This is a genomic window from Rhodobacter viridis, from assembly GCF_003217355.1.
In the GTDB taxonomy this organism is placed as follows: domain Bacteria; phylum Pseudomonadota; class Alphaproteobacteria; order Rhodobacterales; family Rhodobacteraceae; genus Rhodobacter; species Rhodobacter viridis.
On record NZ_QJTK01000013.1, the window covers coordinates 36,577 to 51,639 of the forward strand.

The following is a 15,063-nucleotide window of genomic DNA, read 5'->3' on the forward strand; positions in this document are numbered from 1 at the left end:
CGATGTCATGAGTCTTATTCCGCCGAGGCCCGGTATTCCTTCCAGCGCAGGAAGATATTCGCGCCAAGGGTCGAGATCGGCGGCGGCAGCAGTTTCGTCGGCTCGGGTTCCGCACTGAAATGGCGGCTGATCGGACTTTCGACGCCGCAAGCCAGTTCTGCCGCGCCGATGCCGGTCAGCGTGCCCCGTGCCGTGCCAAGGCCGTTCTGCACGCAGGCGGCAAAAAGCCCGGTGTCGAGCTGTTTCATCACCGCGACGCCGTTGCGGCTCAGGCACAGATGCCCAGCCCAAGCGTATTCCATCTTCATCCCCGCAAGTTGCGGAAAGCGTTCCGCGAATTTGCGCGCATGGACGGCGGCGGTGCGCGCCATCGAGGCGGCTGACGCCTCCATCCCCGGCTCGAAACTGGCGCAGGTGCGGGTGATGATGCGGTTGCCGCCCTGCCCGGTGTCGATCCGCCGCATCGTCGTGCCCATCGGGTCCGAGGGCGTGATGCCCCAGCGGGGCGCGCCGCCCAGCGCGTTGAGCGCCTCGGGGCCAAGATCGGGCGTCATCGAGGCGTAAAGAAAGACATGCATCAGCCGCCCGCGGGCAAAGCCGAAGCTTTCAAGCTGGCCGTTATTGGCCAGGATCACCCGCGCGGCGCTGACGGTTCCCTGCGGCGTCGTCACGGCCCACGCGTCGCCCTGACGGTCGAGGCGGGTGACCGGGGTGGTTTCGGCAATCGTCACGCCATCGCGGCGCAGACCCTCGGCCAAAGCGCGAATGAAGCCCGCGGGTTGCAGCATCACCGTGCCCGGCGTGTAAAGCCCCGACAGATAATGCCGCGAGCCGGTCAGCGCGGTCATCGCCTGCGCATCGAGCCGTTCCGAAGGCTCACCGAGCTTCGTCAGATGCGCGGCGTAGCTTGTGTTCAGCGCATCCGCCGTGGCCGAGGCCGCGCCATTCACCTTGCCGCAGGGGTCGAAGTAATCGGCGGGAATGCCGTACTCCTCGACCGCCTTGCGGGCAAAGGCGATGGCCTGACGATTGAGCCCGATCATCAGCCGGTCATCGCCATGGCCGGAATAATCGTCCGAGGCCAGATCATGCGGCAGGTCGATCATGAAACCCGAATTGCGCCCCGAAGCGCCTTCGGCGATCCGCCCGGCTTCCAGCACGACGACCTTCGCCCGCGGGTCCAGCTCGCGCAGCCGACGGGCGGCGGCGAGGCCGGCAAATCCGGCCCCCACAATCGCATGATCCGCGGTCATGCCCCCTGCCAGCGGCCGGGGCGGCGCCTGACCGGGCAGGATCGCCGACCAGGCCGCCGGGCCGCGATGGCGCGGCGTTCGGACGGCGGAATAGGTGCTCATGCCACCTCCTCGCCCGCGTCGTCGCTCAGATCGACCCAGATCGTCTTCAGCTGCGTATATTGGTCATGCGCATGGATGCCGTTGTCGCGCCCGCCAAAGCCCGAGTGCTTGAAGCCGCCAAAGGGGGTGGTGATGTCGCCCTCGCCAAAGCTGTTGACCGTCACCGTGCCCGCCCGGATCGCCCGCGCGCCGCGCAACGCGCGTTTCACATTGGCGGTGAAGATCGAGGCGGCGAGCCCGTATTCGGTGTCATTCGCCAGCGCGATCGCCTCGTCGAAGCTTTCGACCGTCAGGACTGACAGCACCGGGCCGAAGATTTCCTCGCGCACCTGTTTCGCGGCGCGGTCGGTGATGTCAAGGATGGTCGGCGCCACGAAGCCCGCCTCGGCGGTGCCGCCCATCAGCACCTTCGGCCCCGTGGTCAGATAGCTGGCCACCTTGTCGAAATGCGCCTTCGACACCAGCGCCCCCACCCGATTGACCGGGTCCAGCGGATCGCCCATCGGCCATTCGCGGGCATGGGCGAGGATCTTCGCCAGCAGCTTCTCCTTCACACCCCGCTGCACGATCAGACGCGAGGCGGCCGAGCAATTCTCGCCCATGTTCCAGAACGCGCCGTTGACGATATGCGCGGCAACGCGGTCCAGATTTTCGGCATCATCCAGCACCACCGCCGGGTTCTTGCCACCCATCTCGAGCGTCACTTCCTTGAGGTTGCTTTCGGCGGCATAGCGCAGGAACCGCCGCCCCGTCGCGGTCGAGCCGGTGAAGGACACGGCGTCGATATCCATATGCCGCCCGATCGGTTCACCCACCTCGGCACCACCGCCCGGAACGACGTTCAGCACCCCGGCAGGCAGCCCCGCCTCCATCGCCAGTTCGGCAATGCGCAGCGCGGTCAGCGGCGTTTCCAGAGCCGGTTTCAGCACCACCGAGCAGCCCGCCGCCAAGGCCGGGCCGATCTTCCAAGCGAGCATCAGCAGCGGGAAATTCCACGGCAGCACCAACCCGACGACACCCACGGGCTCGCGCACCACCATCGCGATGTGATTGTCCGAGGCGGGCGAGACCTGATCGTAGATCTTGTCGATGAGTTCCGCATGCCATTTGATCACATGGATCGTCTCGGGCACGTCGACGGTTTCGCAATCATAGATCGTCTTGCCGCTGTCGAGGCTTTCCAGAACCGCCAATTCGCGCGCATTGCGGGTGATCAGTTTCGCAAGCTTGATCAGCACCGCCTTGCGACTGCCCGGAGGCAGCTTCGACCAGCGCCCGTCCTCGAACGCATCGCGCGCCTTCGCCACGGCGAAATCCACATCGAGCACATCGCAGGCCGCGACCTTGGCCAGCACCGCGCCGGTGGCGGGGTTCACCGTGTCATAGGTGGCCCCAGACATCGCCGGGCGGAAGGCGCCGTCGATGAAGGCGCCCGTGGGGAAGGACAGGTTGGCGGCGATGGCCTTGTAATCCTCGTGGGTCAGAAGGGTCATCTCAGGCCTCCGCTTCGATCATCGCAATGGTTTGTTTGAGGACATGCACGGCCTGTTCCAGCTCGCGCTTGTCATCCTTGTTCAGCGCTTTCAGCGGCGGCCGCGGCGGACCGGCGCGCAGGCCCGTCCTCTCGACGCCATGCTTGATGCATTGGACAAACTTGCCGCCCTGTTCGAGCACGCGCATGAGCGGCAGCATCGCCGACATGATGCGGCGGCCCTTGGCGAAATTGCCCTCGACCACGCAGGCGCGCCACAGCGCCAGATGCTCCCCCGGCAGGAAGTTCGAGCCGCCACAGACCCAGCTGCGCGCGCCCCAGGCAAAGAACTCCAGCGCCTGATCGTCCATGCCGCAGGACATCTGGATATGCGGATAGTCGCGGGCGAGCAGGTGCACCCGGTTGATATCGCCCGAGCTTTCCTTGATCGCGCAGAAGTTCCGCGAACGCCCGACGCGGTCGAGGAACTCCTCGCCCATCATGATGCCCATCCGGCCCGGATAGTTGTAAAGCATGATCGGCAGATCCGCCGCGCGGTCGATGGCAAGCGCGTTGAGCGCATTTTCCCGCTCGGTCGGCACCGCATAGGGCGGCGAGCCTACCAAGAGCGCCGCCGCGCCGATCTTCGCCGCGGTTTCCGCCATGCGCAGAGAATCCTCGAGCCGGATCGCCACCGTGCCGACGATCAGCGGCACCCGGTCGCCGATGATCGCTTTCGCCCGGCGCGCCATCTCCACCCGCTCGTCCATCGACTGGGCGTAATATTCGCCGGTCGAGCCACCGTTGATCAGGCCATGCACGCCTGATGCGATCAGATGCTCGATCATCGCTTCGAAACCGGCGTGATCGATCGATCCGTCGTCACGATGGGGCGTGATGACGGGCGTGTAGATTCCCTCGAACTTCATGGGCTCCTCTGAGCGTTAGGCCCCCGGTGCGCGACCAAGAGGCATGCGGATGGCTTCCGGCGTGACGAAACTTTCGATCTGCGCGCGCGACAGTTCCCAATGCGCGACGGCCAGTTCGGCCGCGCCAGTGGCGTCGCCCGCCTCGATCAGGGCGATGAAGGCGTCATGCTGCTCGACCGCCAGCGCCTGCGGCTCGGCCATGTTGCTCCGGCGCGGGTTGTAGAAGGTCATGCCGATCCTTGTATGGTCGATCAGCAGACGGCGCAGGCTGGGCAACAGATACTCGTTATCCGACATTTCGCCGATGATGGCGTGGAACCGCTCGTTCGTCAGCGCGCGCTCGGCGGCATCGCCCGAGCGGATCGCGGCGCGAAAGGCGATCTGCGCCTGCTTGAGCCGCTCGATCTGCTGCGGGCGGGCATTTTCCGCCGCCAGATGCGAGGTCGCGGCATAGATCATCGGCGCCGCGACGAAGAAATTGTGCAGGCTCTTGTGCGTCATCGGCACGACCTGAGCGCCGCGGTTCTCGTGCAGGATCACATAGCCCTCGCCCGCCATCTGGCGCAGCAATTCGCGCAGCGGCGGCCGGGACATACCGTAGATCTCGGACAGTTCCGTCTCGTCGAGATAGGTGCCCGCCTCAATCTCCTGCGTCAGGATCTTGCGGCGCAGATCCTCGATGCACAGGGTTTTCTTCGTTTTTGCGGGCGCGTCCAAGGCCGTGTCTCCTGCCGGTTTCGTTGCGCAAAGCCTGCCCCTGACTCGGGTCGTTACGCAACCTTAGCTGAGCACAATACATATTGTCTACATACACAAAATACATGTTGTCTACTATAGGGTTTCATGTTTGTCTTCTTTCAACGGGGAGAATCCGCATGACCAAATCCGCCAGAGAGGACGTCATACGCTGCGAGGGGATCTGGAAGATCTTCGGCAAGAGATCGCATCAGGCGATGGAAGCCATTCGCGCGCATGGGCTGTCCAAACGGCAAATCCGGGAAGAGTTCGATTGCGTCGTGGGCGTTCAGGACGCCTCCTTTTCGGTCAAGCGCGGCGAGATTTTCTGCATCATGGGGCTGTCGGGGTCGGGAAAATCGACGCTGATCCGCCATATCAACCGGCTGATCGAGCCGACCTCGGGATCGGTGATCATCGAGGGTCAGAACGTCAACGCGATGAACGCGCGCGATCTGCGGGCGCTGCGGGCCGAACGCATCGGCATGGTGTTTCAGTCGATGGCCTTGATGCCGCACCGCACCGTGCGCGACAACGTGGTGTTTTCGCTTGAAGTGCGCGGTGTGCCGGAGGCCGAGCGGGCGAAAGTCGCCGCCCATGCGATCGAGGCGGTCGATCTGACCGGCTGGGAAAAGAAATATCCCGACGAGCTTTCGGGCGGCATGCAACAGCGTGTGGGTCTGGCCCGCGCGATTGCCGCCGATCCGACCATCCTTCTGATGGACGAGCCGTTCTCGGCGCTTGACCCGCTCATTCGGCGGCAGTTGCAGACCACCTTCATGTCGCTCTCGGCCGAGTTGCACAAGACCACCGTCTTCATCACGCATGACCTCGACGAGGCGATCCGCATTGGCGACCGCATCGCGATCATGAAAGACGGCGTGCTGGTGCAGATCGGCACGCCCGAGGAAATCGTCACCCGCCCGGCCGATGATTACGTCGCCGATTTCGTCGCGGGGATTTCGAAACTGGACCTCGTTTCGGCGGCGCGGATCATGCAGCCGCTCGATCAGTATATCGCCCAACGCGGCGATGCGGGCTTTGCCGACTGGCCCGCCTGCCATCCCGAGGACAAGCTGAACACGCTGGTCGATATGGCGGTGGGCACCGACTACCCGATTTTGGTGAAAGCCGAGGGCGCCGTGATCGGCGTCGTGTCGAAACGCGCGCTGTTGCGCGGCATCCAGGGCCGCGAAGAAGCGTCGCCCAAGGCGGAGACCCTGTGATGGTGGACAAAGCTTTCAGCCTGCTCGACCCGTTTTCCGCGATCGATCTCGATATCGACGGCCGCGCCGGGGTGGTCAAGCAATGGGCCATCGAGAACCGCGCCGCCCTGCAACCGATCAAGACCTTCTTTGACGGGCTGATCACCGGGATCGAGCATCTGATGCAGGCGATCCCGCCTTCGGTGATGCTGGTGATGATCGTGCTGGTGTCCTGGCAGGCGGCCGGACGGCGCGTCGGCATCGTCGTCGCGGTGGCGCTGATCGCGCTGGGGCTTCTGTCGCCCGAGGCCTGGGGTCTGGCGATGACGACGCTTGCCATCGTCAATTCGGCCGTGGCTTTGTGCATCATCATCGGCCTGCCGATGGGGGTTCTGGCGGGCAAAAGCGACCGCTTCGAAGGGGCGATCCGCCCGATCCTCGACACGATGCAGACCATTCCGGCCTTCGTCTATCTGGTGCCGGTGGTCATGCTTCTGGGCATCGGCAACGTCTCGGGGGTGATCGTGACGATCATCTTCGCCCTGCCGCCCTTGGTCCGGCTCACTTCGCTGGGCATTCGCGGCGTCAATCCGGGCGTGGTCGAGGCCGCCCGCGCCTTTGGCGCCAGCCCCACCCAGATCCTTCTCAAGGTCGAACTGCCGCTGGCCACCCCCACCATCCTTGCCGGTCTGAACCAGACGATCATGCTGTCGCTCTCGATGGTGGTGATCGCCTCGATGATCTCGGTGCGCGGCCTTGGCAACGAAGTGCTGCGCGCGATGGGGCGGCTTGATGCGGGCAAGGCCATCGTCGGCGGGCTTGGCATCGTCATCCTCGCCATTGTGCTGGACCGCGTGACCCAGGGCCTTGGCCGCTCGGGGCGCGACCGCAACCACCGTCACTGGTGGCAGGACGGCCCCGTCGGCCTGATCCTGAGCCTTTTCCAAAAGAGCGCCTGAAGGCGCCGACTGCCCAACCAACAAGGAGAAATCATGAAACACTTCAGCCTTGCGTGCGCACTTCTGATGTCGGTCGCCGCAACGCCGCTCATGGCCAATGACACCCCCGGCGCGGGCGTCACCGTGCGCCCGATCCTGCCGACGCAGATCGAGGAATTCTTCCAGCATCGGGTGCTGTTCCGCGCGCTGCAAGACCTCGGCTACACGATCGCCGAACCGAACGAGGTCGAATATCAGACCATCCACCTTGCCATCGGCACCGGCGACGCGGATTTCACTGCCGTCAGCTGGCGGGCGCTGCATGACGCCTTCTATCAGGAAGCGGGCGGCGACAAGGTGATGACCAAGGTCGGCACGCTGATCGATGGCGCGCTGCAGGGTTATCTGATCGACAAGGCCACCTATGACTCGGGCGTGCATGACCTGAGCCAGCTCAAGGACCCGGAAATCGCGAAGAAATTCGACGCCGATGGCGATGGCAAGGCCGATCTGGCGGGCTGCATCCCCGGCTGGGGCTGCGAGCGCGTGATCGAGCACGAGCTGACCGAATACGGCCTGCGCGACACCGTCACCCACAATCAGGGCGCCTATCAGGCGATGATCGCCGATGTGATTGCGCGCAACGCCAACAAGCAGCCGGTGCTTTACTACACCTGGACCCCCTATTGGGTCTCGGGCGCGCTGGTCCCGGGCCGCGACGTGGAATGGCTGTCCGTGCCCTATACCTCGCTGCCCGACGGCGGCACCGGCAACACCACCTTCAACGGCAAGAACCTCGGCTTTGCGGTGGACAGCATCGGCGTCGTCGCGCGCAACGATTTCCTCGCGGCGAACCCGGCGGCGGCGAAGCTGTTCGAGGTGGCCAAGATCGACATCAACGACGTTTCGGCGGAAAACAAGCTGATCACCGACGGGCAGAACACTTCGGCCGATATCGACAAACATGCCGACGACTGGATCAAGGCGCATCAGGCGACCTATGACGGCTGGCTGGCCGAGGCCCGCAAGGCCGCCGAATAAACCGACGGCATGGGGGCGCCCCCCGCCCCTTTCCGCCCCGGCCCCGGCCTCAGTCATTGGGCCGGGGCTTCCCCGTTCGACGGAGTCCCCGATGGCCGAAACCGCGCATTTCGTCTTTCTTCTGGTCGAGAACTTCTCGCATCTGGCGTTTTCCTGCGCCCTTGAACCGCTGCGGATCGCCAATCTGCTGTCAGGTCAGGAGCTTTATCGCTGGTCGCTGGCCAGCGAGGACGGGGTCTCGGCCACCTGCTCGAACCGGTCGGTGACGCTCGTGCATCGCGGGCTCGAACCGCTGGACCGCGGCGACAGGCTGTTCCTGATCTCGGGCATCCATGTGCAGCGCCACACCACACCCGCGATCCTGAATTATCTGCGCCGCGAACGGGCCGCAGGCACCCCCATCGGCGCAATCTGCTCGGGCGCCTATGTGCTGGCGAAGGCCGGGTTCCTTGACGGGGTGAAAACCGCGATCCACTGGGAATACCACGATCTTTTCATGGAGGATTTCCCCGAGGTCGATCTGGTGCGCAATGTCTTCGTCACCGATGCGAAATTCGTCACCGCCTCTGGCGGCACGGCGGCGGCGGATCTGATGCTGCATCTGATCGCGCTGGAACATGGCAAGGATCTGGCCACGGCCGTCGCCGATCAGATGGTCTACAATGCGGTGCGCGAAGGCACGGCGGCGCAGCGCGTCTCGCTGCAATCGCGCCACGGGATGCGCAACGATCACATGTCGCGGGCGATTGCGCTGATGGAGGCGCAGATCGAAGAGCCGATGACGCCCTTCGAACTGGCCGACCGGCTGGGCATTTCCACCCGGCAACTGGAACGTCTGTTCGGCAAGTATCTGAACACCTCGCCCAAGCGTTACATGATGGAGATGCGGCTGCACCGCGCCCGCAACCTGATCGTGCAGACCGAACAGTCGATTTCCGAGATTGCCATGGCCTGCGGTTTCACCTCGACCTCGCATTTTTCCAAGGTGTTCCGCGCCCGCTACGGCGTCGCCCCGATCAGCCACCGCGCAACGCTGGGCTGAGGCTGTCGCGCAATGTCGCAATTTGCACCGGTCGCTTCGGGAAAGCGACTGTGCCGGGGCCGATCTGGCGCTGTCATGGCAGGCATATTCCCGAAAGGCGGCCCCCATGAAGATCAAGGCGATCCACGTTTACGCCCATGAATTGCCGGTGAAGAACGGCCCCTACCGGATGGCCAATGCGCTGGTCTACAAGCTTGACACGACGCTGGTGCAGGTGATCACGGACACCGGCCACGTCGGCTGGGGCGAGACCTGCCCGGTCGGCCCGACCTATCAGCCGCATCATGCGCTTGGCGCCCGGGCGGCGCTGGCCGAGATGGCGCCGGGGCTGATCGGGGCCGCGCTGCATCCGGTTTCGCTCAGGCGCAAGATGGACAGCCTGCTGAACGGGCATCGCTATGCGAAAGCGGCGCTCGATATCGCCGCACATGACGCGATCGGCAAGGCGACGGGGCTGCGGGTGGCCGAGCTTCTGGGCGGGATCGCCACGGCAAACGTGCCCTCCTACTATGCCTCGGGGGTGGGGGCGCCGGATGAAATCGCCCGTATCGCCGCCGAGAAGATGGCGGAAGGTTACCCCCGGATGCAGGTGAAAATCGGCGGTCGCCCCGTCGAGGAAGACATCGCCGTGCTGCGCAAGGTCTGGGAGGTGATCCGCGGCTCCGGCATGCGGCTGGCCGCCGATGGCAACCGTGGCCTGCCGACGCGCGATGCGCTGCGGCTCTCGCGCGAATGCCCGGACATTCCCTTCATCCTGGAACAGCCCTGCAACAGCCTTGAAGAACTGGCGGCGATCCGGCCGCAGCTCCATCACGGCCTTTACATGGACGAAAACGGCGAGGATCTGGCGACGGTCATTCGCGCCGTGGGGCAAGGGCTGGTCGATGGCTTCGGGATGAAGGTCACCCGCATCGGCGGGCTGCAGCAGATGGCGACCTTCCGCGATATCTGCGAGGCGCGGTCGCTGCCGCATACCTGCGACGATGCCTGGGGCGGGGACATCATCCACGCCGCCTGCACCCATATCGGCGCGACGGTCAGCCCCCGGCTGAACGAGGGGGTCTGGCTCGCCGCCCCCTATGTCGAGGGGCATTACGACCCGAAAAACGGCCCCGAGATCATCGGCGGCCATATCAAACTGCCCGAAGGTCCGGGGCTCGGCGTCGTGCCCGAGGACGGCCTCTTCGGCAATCCCATTCTGTCGGTGGAGTAAGACATGAAGCTGCAAGGGAAAAAGGCACTGGTGACGGGGGCCGCCGGGGGCATCGGCGCCGCGGTGGTGCGGGCTTTGCGCGCCGAAGGGGCGGCGGTCGCCGTGGCCGACCGGGAGGTCGCGGGCATCGAGGCCGAGGCGCATCTGCCCGGCAACCTGCTTGATCCGGCCTATGCCGACGGGCTGGCGGCGGCGGCGCATCGGGCGCTCGGCGGGCTCGATATCGTCATCAACAACGCGGGCGTGATCACCCGCGGCAAGGTCGATGAAACCTCTGACGCCGATTGGGATCTGTCGGTCGGCGTCAATGTCGAGGCGCCGTTCCGGATCTGCCGCGCCGCCATTCCGCTGCTTCCCCCCGGCTCGGCCATCGTCAACGTCGCGTCCTGCTGGGGTCTGCGTCCCGGCCCCGGCCATGCGGTCTATTGCATGACGAAGGCGGCGATTGCGTCCCTGACGCAATGCATGGGCATGGACCACGCCGGATCGGGCATCCGCATCAACGCGGTGGCACCGAACGAGGTGAACACGCCGATGCTGCGCACGGGCTTCGCGAAACGCGGTTTCGACCCGGATACGGCCGTGGCGGAACTGGGCAAGACCGTGCCCCTTGGCCGCATCGCAGACCCCGAGGATATTGCCGATGTGATCCTGTTCCTCGCCTCGGACGCGGCGCGCTACATCTGCGGCGCGGTGATCGAGGTGAATGGCGGGAAGCCCGTCAAATGAGCCGCTTCGCAGGGAAAACCGCGCTGGTCACCGGCGGGCGCTCGGGCATCGGGCAGGCGATTGCCCGCAGGCTGGCCGCCGAGGGCGCCCGCGTCTTCACCGCCCAGCGCGGGCCAGACCCCGACTTCGAGGCGATCGAGGCCGATATCACCGATACCGACTGCCCGGCCCGGGTGGTTTCGACCGTGCTGGCCCGCGCGGGCGGCCTTGATGTGCTGGTGAACAACGCGGGCGTGATGCAGGAGGCGGGCGTCGAGGCGATGCGCCTTGAAGACTGGGACCGCACGCTGCGGATGAACCTGACGGCGCCTTTCCTGCTGATCAAGGCCGCCCTGCCCGCCCTGCGGCAAGCGCGCGGCGCCATCGTCAACATCGGCTCGATCGAGGGGCTGGGGTCGAACCCGCTCCACGCAGCCTATTGCGCCTCCAAGGCCGGGCTGCACGGGCTGACGCGCGCGGTCGCGGTCGATCATGGCACCGAGGTGCGCTGCAACGCCGTCGCCCCGGGCTGGATCGATACCGAGTTGAACGAGGCTTTCGTCAACGCCATGCCCGACCCCGTGGCCTTCCGCGCCAATATCGGCCGCATCCACCCGGTCGGCCGCACCGGCCGCCCCGAGGAAGTGGCGGCGCTGGTGGCCTGGCTCGCCTCCGAGGAAGCCGGGTTCGTCTCGGGTCAGGTTTGGACGCTCGATGGCGGGCGGATGGCGAAACTGCCCCTGCCCTGAGCAGAAAGACCGGGCGGGGGAGATCGACACCGGTGCAATCCGTTCGCGATTGCACCCGCCCGCGATCCTGTCAGACTGCGGTCATTCGAACCGGAAGACCGCCATGACCCCCAACGACTATCTTGATGCCCACCAGCCCCGCTTCCTGCAGGAATTGCTGGCGTTTCTTGCCATCCCCTCCGTCTCGGCCAATCCCGCGCATCGGCCCGACATGGCCCGCGCTGCCGATTGGGTGGTGGCCCGGCTGACCGCCGCCGGGGCCGAGAATGCGCGGGTGGTGGCGACAGAGGGGCATCCGGTCGTCATGGCCGACTGGCTTCACGCCGGGGCCGACCGGCCGACGGTGCTGATCTATGGCCATTTCGACGTGCAGCCGCCCGAGCCGCTCGATCTGTGGACGACGCCGCCCTTCGCCCCCGATCTGCGCGACGGGCGGGTCTATGCGCGCGGGGCCTCGGACGACAAGGGCGGGATGCTGATCCCGATCCTTGCGCTCGAGGCGCATCTGGCCACCACGGGCACGCTGCCGGTCAATGTCAAATTCTTCTTCGAGGGCGAGGAGGAGATCGGCTCGCCCTCGATCCCCGATTGCGTGCGCGCCCATGCGGAGGCGCTGGCCGCCGACATGATCTTTTCCGCCGACGGGCTGCAATGGGCGCCCGATCAGCCGCAGATCCTCGAGGCGCTGAAGGGCATCCTGAAACTTGAAATCGTCCTGCGCGGGCCGCGCGCCGATCAGCATTCGGGCCTGCATGGCGGTGGCATCACCAACCCGGCGATGGCGCTGGCGCAGCTTCTGGCCTCGATGAAGGCGCCCGACGGCCGGATCACCATCGCGGGCTTTTACGACGCGGTGATCGATCTCGCGCCCGAGGATCGGGCCGCCATCGCCCGCATCCCCTATGACGAGACCGCCTATCTGGCCGAAACCGGGGCCCCTGCCGCAGTGGGCGAGCCGGGCTATTCGACGCGCGAACGGCTCTGGGCGCGGCCCACGCTTGATGTGAACGGGCTGACCTCGGGCTGGCAGGGGGACGGCTCGATGACGGTCCTGCCCGCGATGGCCCGGGCGAAGATCACCTGTCGGCTCGTCGCCGCGCAGAGGCCCGAGACAGTGGCGCAGGCGATCCGCGATCATGTCCGCGCCCACACGCCCGCGGGCGTGACGGCCGAGGTGACGATCAGCAAGGGCGGCTCCGATCCGCTGCTTCTGCCCGCCGGTCATGCCGCAGCCGCCGAGGCAGCGGCGGTGCTGACCGAGGTCTACGGCCGCGCCCCGTACCGCACCCGGGTCGGCGGCTCGATCCCGATCCTGTCGACCTTCCGCGATGTGCTCGGGCTTCAGGCGGTGGTGCTTGGCTTCTCGCATGACGACGAGAACCTGCATGCACCGAACGAATTCCTGCGCCTCGACTGCTTCCGCCGCGGCCAGAGCGTCTATGCCCGTCTGTTCGAGCGTCTGGGCGGCACGGTCCGAAGGTGACCGCCCGGGTCACACAGCGACAGCCAGACCATCCCTCTCAGGACAGGATTTCGGAACCACCGTGGCCAAGATCTGTTTCACTCCCCCCACGGCGTCGATCGCCGCCCATGCCGCCGCGACGAACCTTTTGCTCACGCGGATCACCGCGATCATGCACCGGGCCGAGAAGGACCCGGAAACCGCGGCCATCGCCGCGGAATTGCGCGCGGCATTGCGGGAAGCCTTCCCGGAACTGCAACGCACTTCCGACACCCAGCCCCCCGGCTGGGAACCCGATGGCGAGAGCCTCATAAACCCAGACGAAAGCTGAGCCTTCGGGAGGCATCACACGGGAGAGAGGGGGATCTTGGTGGCGAGGGGGGGACTCGAACCCCCGACCCCGTGATTATGAGTCACGTGCTCTAACCTGCTGAGCTACCTAGCCACTGGCGGCGTCACTAAGGGATGGCGGCGGGGGCGTCAAGGGCGAAATCTGCAAAAAATCCGGCTCAGCGCACCAAGTTCTCTGCCGCGGCCATGACATCGCGTGCGAGCGCGCCCAAAGCCTCGGGCGCAAGGGTCGGTGCTGCGACCTCGATCACCGGGCGCTCCTGCCGCGCGCGGTGCTTGTCGTAGCGCGGATCATAGTGGCGCTGCATCAGCTCGGCCGCGAGCGCGACGAAATCCCCCGCTTCGGCCAGCGCATGCCAGCCGTGAATCACCTCGGCCGCGTGATAGGAGCGCAGCTGGTCGATCAGGCGCGTCAGCCGCAGCGGATCGGCGACGATATCGGCATAGGCGCGCGCGAGATAGGTGGCACGCTCGGGCAGCGGCGCCACAAGCCGCACCCGCGGCGCGACGCGCAGCGCGTTCCAGACGCATTTCGGCAGCTGGATCTCGCCCACCTTCGAGCTTTCGCCCTCCAGAATCACCGGCCGCGCCGGATCAAGCTGCGCAAGTGCCACCGCGAGCTTGCCCTCGAAGCCGGTCTGCGCCGGTTGCCCCCCCGCCATCGCGCCAAAGATCGAGCCGCGGTGATTGGCGAGCCCCTCGAGGTCGATCACCTGCGCGCCCTGCGCCGCGGCGGCCTGCAGCACGGCGGTCTTGGCCGAGCCGGTATTGCCGTCGAGCACCACCACCGGCGCGCGGATCGGCTGATCAAGCGCGTCGATCACCAGCCGCCGCCAGGTCTTGTAGCCGCCTTCGACCAGATCGGTGCGCCAGCCCACCGCGCGCAGGATCGTTGCAAAGGAGCCCGAGCGCTGCCCGCCGCGCCAGCAATAGACAAGCGGCCGCCAGCCGCCGGTCATCTCGGACAGCGGGCCTTCAAGGTGCAGGGCGACATTCTTTGCAACGAGCGCCGCGCCGATCTTGCGGGCGTCGAAGGGCGACACCTGCTTGTAGATCGTGCCGACCCGGGCGCGTTCCTCGTTGTCGAGCGCAGGCAGGTTGATCGCACCCGGAAGATGGTCGATCGCATATTCCGCAGGCGACCGGACGTCGATGATCGTGTCGAAGTCAAGCGCCGCCGCCTGCGCGACCGAGGTCAGCTGCATCAGTAGACCGTCACCGGCGTGCCGATGTCGACGGTCTTGTAAAGCTCGATCACATGCTCGTTTTCCATCCGCAGACAGCCGTTCGAGACGGCATGGCCGATCGACGACGGCTCGATCGTGCCGTGAATGCGGATGCCGGTGTCATGGCCGTTCTGGAACAGATACATGGCGCGCGGACCAAGCGGGTTGCCGGGGCCGCCGGGCATCCCCGTCTCGGCGTATTTCGCGTAATGGCTGGGGTTGCGCTTCACCATCTCGGGCGTCGGCTTCCAGCTCGGCCATTCGACCTTGCGCGCCACCGTGGCCTGACCGCGGAACTGCAGTTCGGTCTTGCCCACCGCCACGCCATAGCGCATCGCCTTGCCCGGCGCGATGATGTGGTAAAGGAAGAACTTGTCCGAAACGACGATGATCGAGCCCACGGCCAGCTCGGGTTTCACCGCGACCTCGGTCGGGTAGAATTGCGGCGCGATCGGCCAGCTTTTCTTCGGCGCCGCCACCGGCTTGACCGGGGCAGCTGCCGTAGCGGGCGCCGCAGGCGTCGCCGCAACGGGGGCCGCCGCGGGTTGGGTCTGGGCAAAGAGCGGCTTTGAGGCCACGCCCAGCGCGACAAGACTCGTCATAAAAGTGCGGCGATGCATTGGGGTCTCCCGGTTCGG

The 15,063-nt window shown here is 66.0% G+C and carries 15 protein-coding genes and 1 tRNA gene; 9 read left to right on the forward strand and 7 right to left on the reverse strand.

Going from position 1 to position 15,063, the window contains the following annotated elements:
* Nucleotides 1-14: 14 nt before the first annotated feature.
* Genes C8J30_RS14445 through C8J30_RS14460 form a run of 4 tightly spaced genes read right to left on the reverse strand, consistent with a single transcriptional unit; the run spans nt 15 to nt 4,472 of the window.
* A complete protein-coding gene (locus tag C8J30_RS14445; protein WP_110806546.1) occupies nt 15-1,355 on the reverse strand; it encodes an NAD(P)/FAD-dependent oxidoreductase in 1,341 nt (446 codons plus the stop codon).
* Nucleotides 1,352-2,848 carry an aldehyde dehydrogenase gene (locus C8J30_RS14450; protein WP_110806547.1) on the reverse strand — a complete coding sequence of 499 codons (1,497 nt, stop codon included), beginning with the start codon at nt 2,846-2,848 and terminating at the stop codon, nt 1,352-1,354. The genes C8J30_RS14445 and C8J30_RS14450 overlap by 4 nt, the downstream gene beginning before the upstream one ends.
* A gap of 1 nt (nt 2,849) precedes the next feature.
* Entirely contained in the window at nt 2,850-3,755 is a 906-nt protein-coding gene (locus C8J30_RS14455; RefSeq protein ID WP_110806548.1) for a dihydrodipicolinate synthase family protein, read from the reverse strand.
* A gap of 15 nt (nt 3,756-3,770) precedes the next feature.
* Nucleotides 3,771-4,472, reverse strand: coding sequence for a GntR family transcriptional regulator (locus C8J30_RS14460; RefSeq protein ID WP_110806549.1), 702 nt, complete (start codon nt 4,470-4,472; stop codon nt 3,771-3,773).
* Nucleotides 4,473-4,630: 158 nt separating this feature from the next.
* On the opposite strand from C8J30_RS14460, the gene C8J30_RS14465 reads away from it, so the two are divergent.
* The 9 genes from C8J30_RS14465 (at nt 4,631) to C8J30_RS14505 (ending at nt 13,179) form a co-directional block, all read left to right on the forward strand.
* Complete coding sequence (locus tag C8J30_RS14465) at nt 4,631-5,716, forward strand: quaternary amine ABC transporter ATP-binding protein (RefSeq protein WP_110806550.1); 1,086 nt, start codon at nt 4,631-4,633, stop codon at nt 5,714-5,716.
* Nucleotides 5,716-6,654, forward strand: a complete 939-nt coding sequence (locus C8J30_RS14470) for an ABC transporter permease (RefSeq protein WP_181420897.1) — start codon at nt 5,716-5,718, stop codon at nt 6,652-6,654. The genes C8J30_RS14465 and C8J30_RS14470 overlap by 1 nt, the downstream gene beginning before the upstream one ends.
* Before the next feature lie 33 nt (nt 6,655-6,687).
* The gene (proX, locus tag C8J30_RS14475; RefSeq protein WP_110806552.1) at nt 6,688-7,674 is read left to right on the forward strand and encodes a glycine betaine/L-proline ABC transporter substrate-binding protein ProX; all 987 of its coding nucleotides are present in this window, start codon (nt 6,688-6,690) and stop codon (nt 7,672-7,674) included.
* 91 nt (nt 7,675-7,765) lie between these two features.
* A complete protein-coding gene (locus tag C8J30_RS14480) occupies nt 7,766-8,716 on the forward strand; it encodes a GlxA family transcriptional regulator (protein ID WP_110806553.1) in 951 nt (316 codons plus the stop codon).
* A gap of 106 nt (nt 8,717-8,822) precedes the next feature.
* On the forward strand, nt 8,823-9,929 hold the full coding sequence (locus C8J30_RS14485) for a mandelate racemase/muconate lactonizing enzyme family protein (protein WP_110806554.1): 1,107 nt from the start codon (nt 8,823-8,825) through the stop codon (nt 9,927-9,929).
* Between the two features lie 3 nt (nt 9,930-9,932).
* Nucleotides 9,933-10,658 (forward strand): SDR family NAD(P)-dependent oxidoreductase, encoded by a 726-nt coding sequence (locus C8J30_RS14490; RefSeq protein WP_110806555.1) that lies wholly within the window; start codon nt 9,933-9,935, stop codon nt 10,656-10,658.
* Nucleotides 10,655-11,386, forward strand: a complete 732-nt coding sequence (locus C8J30_RS14495; RefSeq protein WP_110806556.1) for an SDR family NAD(P)-dependent oxidoreductase — start codon at nt 10,655-10,657, stop codon at nt 11,384-11,386. The genes C8J30_RS14490 and C8J30_RS14495 overlap by 4 nt, the downstream gene beginning before the upstream one ends.
* Nucleotides 11,387-11,489: 103 nt before the next feature.
* The gene (locus C8J30_RS14500) at nt 11,490-12,869 is read left to right on the forward strand and encodes a dipeptidase (RefSeq protein WP_110806557.1); all 1,380 of its coding nucleotides are present in this window, start codon (nt 11,490-11,492) and stop codon (nt 12,867-12,869) included.
* Nucleotides 12,870-12,930: 61 nt separating this feature from the next.
* Nucleotides 12,931-13,179, forward strand: coding sequence for a hypothetical protein (locus C8J30_RS14505; protein ID WP_110806558.1), 249 nt, complete (start codon nt 12,931-12,933; stop codon nt 13,177-13,179).
* Nucleotides 13,180-13,216: 37 nt separating this feature from the next.
* Here C8J30_RS14505 and C8J30_RS14510 read toward each other — a convergent pair.
* The 3 genes from C8J30_RS14510 to C8J30_RS14520 form a co-directional block, all read right to left on the reverse strand.
* A tRNA-Met gene (locus C8J30_RS14510) sits at nt 13,217-13,293 on the reverse strand.
* Nucleotides 13,294-13,357: 64 nt separating this feature from the next.
* Complete coding sequence (gene mnmH, locus C8J30_RS14515; RefSeq protein WP_110806559.1) at nt 13,358-14,404, reverse strand: tRNA 2-selenouridine(34) synthase MnmH; 1,047 nt, start codon at nt 14,402-14,404, stop codon at nt 13,358-13,360.
* Nucleotides 14,404-15,027 carry a L,D-transpeptidase gene (locus C8J30_RS14520; protein ID WP_245909837.1) on the reverse strand — a complete coding sequence of 208 codons (624 nt, stop codon included), beginning with the start codon at nt 15,025-15,027 and terminating at the stop codon, nt 14,404-14,406. Before C8J30_RS14520 ends, mnmH begins: the two co-directional genes overlap by 1 nt.
* Between the last annotated feature and the right edge of the window lie 36 nt (nt 15,028-15,063).

What these genes read in the sequence shown, in the direction of transcription:
- C8J30_RS14445 (WP_110806546.1), bottom strand. Translation starts at nt 1,355, where the DNA reads ATGAGCACCTATTCCGCCGTCCGAACGCCGCGCCATCGCGGCCCGGCG.
- C8J30_RS14450 (WP_110806547.1), bottom strand. Translation starts at nt 2,848, where the DNA reads ATGACCCTTCTGACCCACGAGGATTACAAGGCCATCGCCGCCAACCTG.
- C8J30_RS14455 (WP_110806548.1), bottom strand. Translation starts at nt 3,755, where the DNA reads ATGAAGTTCGAGGGAATCTACACGCCCGTCATCACGCCCCATCGTGAC.
- C8J30_RS14465 (WP_110806550.1), top strand. Translation starts at nt 4,631, where the DNA reads ATGACCAAATCCGCCAGAGAGGACGTCATACGCTGCGAGGGGATCTGG.
- C8J30_RS14470 (WP_181420897.1), top strand. Translation starts at nt 5,716, where the DNA reads ATGGTGGACAAAGCTTTCAGCCTGCTCGACCCGTTTTCCGCGATCGAT.
- proX (WP_110806552.1), top strand. Translation starts at nt 6,688, where the DNA reads ATGAAACACTTCAGCCTTGCGTGCGCACTTCTGATGTCGGTCGCCGCA.
- C8J30_RS14480 (WP_110806553.1), top strand. Translation starts at nt 7,766, where the DNA reads ATGGCCGAAACCGCGCATTTCGTCTTTCTTCTGGTCGAGAACTTCTCG.
- C8J30_RS14485 (WP_110806554.1), top strand. Translation starts at nt 8,823, where the DNA reads ATGAAGATCAAGGCGATCCACGTTTACGCCCATGAATTGCCGGTGAAG.
- C8J30_RS14490 (WP_110806555.1), top strand. Translation starts at nt 9,933, where the DNA reads ATGAAGCTGCAAGGGAAAAAGGCACTGGTGACGGGGGCCGCCGGGGGC.
- C8J30_RS14495 (WP_110806556.1), top strand. Translation starts at nt 10,655, where the DNA reads ATGAGCCGCTTCGCAGGGAAAACCGCGCTGGTCACCGGCGGGCGCTCG.
- C8J30_RS14500 (WP_110806557.1), top strand. Translation starts at nt 11,490, where the DNA reads ATGACCCCCAACGACTATCTTGATGCCCACCAGCCCCGCTTCCTGCAG.
- mnmH (WP_110806559.1), bottom strand. Translation starts at nt 14,404, where the DNA reads ATGCAGCTGACCTCGGTCGCGCAGGCGGCGGCGCTTGACTTCGACACG.
- C8J30_RS14520 (WP_245909837.1), bottom strand. Translation starts at nt 15,027, where the DNA reads ATGACGAGTCTTGTCGCGCTGGGCGTGGCCTCAAAGCCGCTCTTTGCC.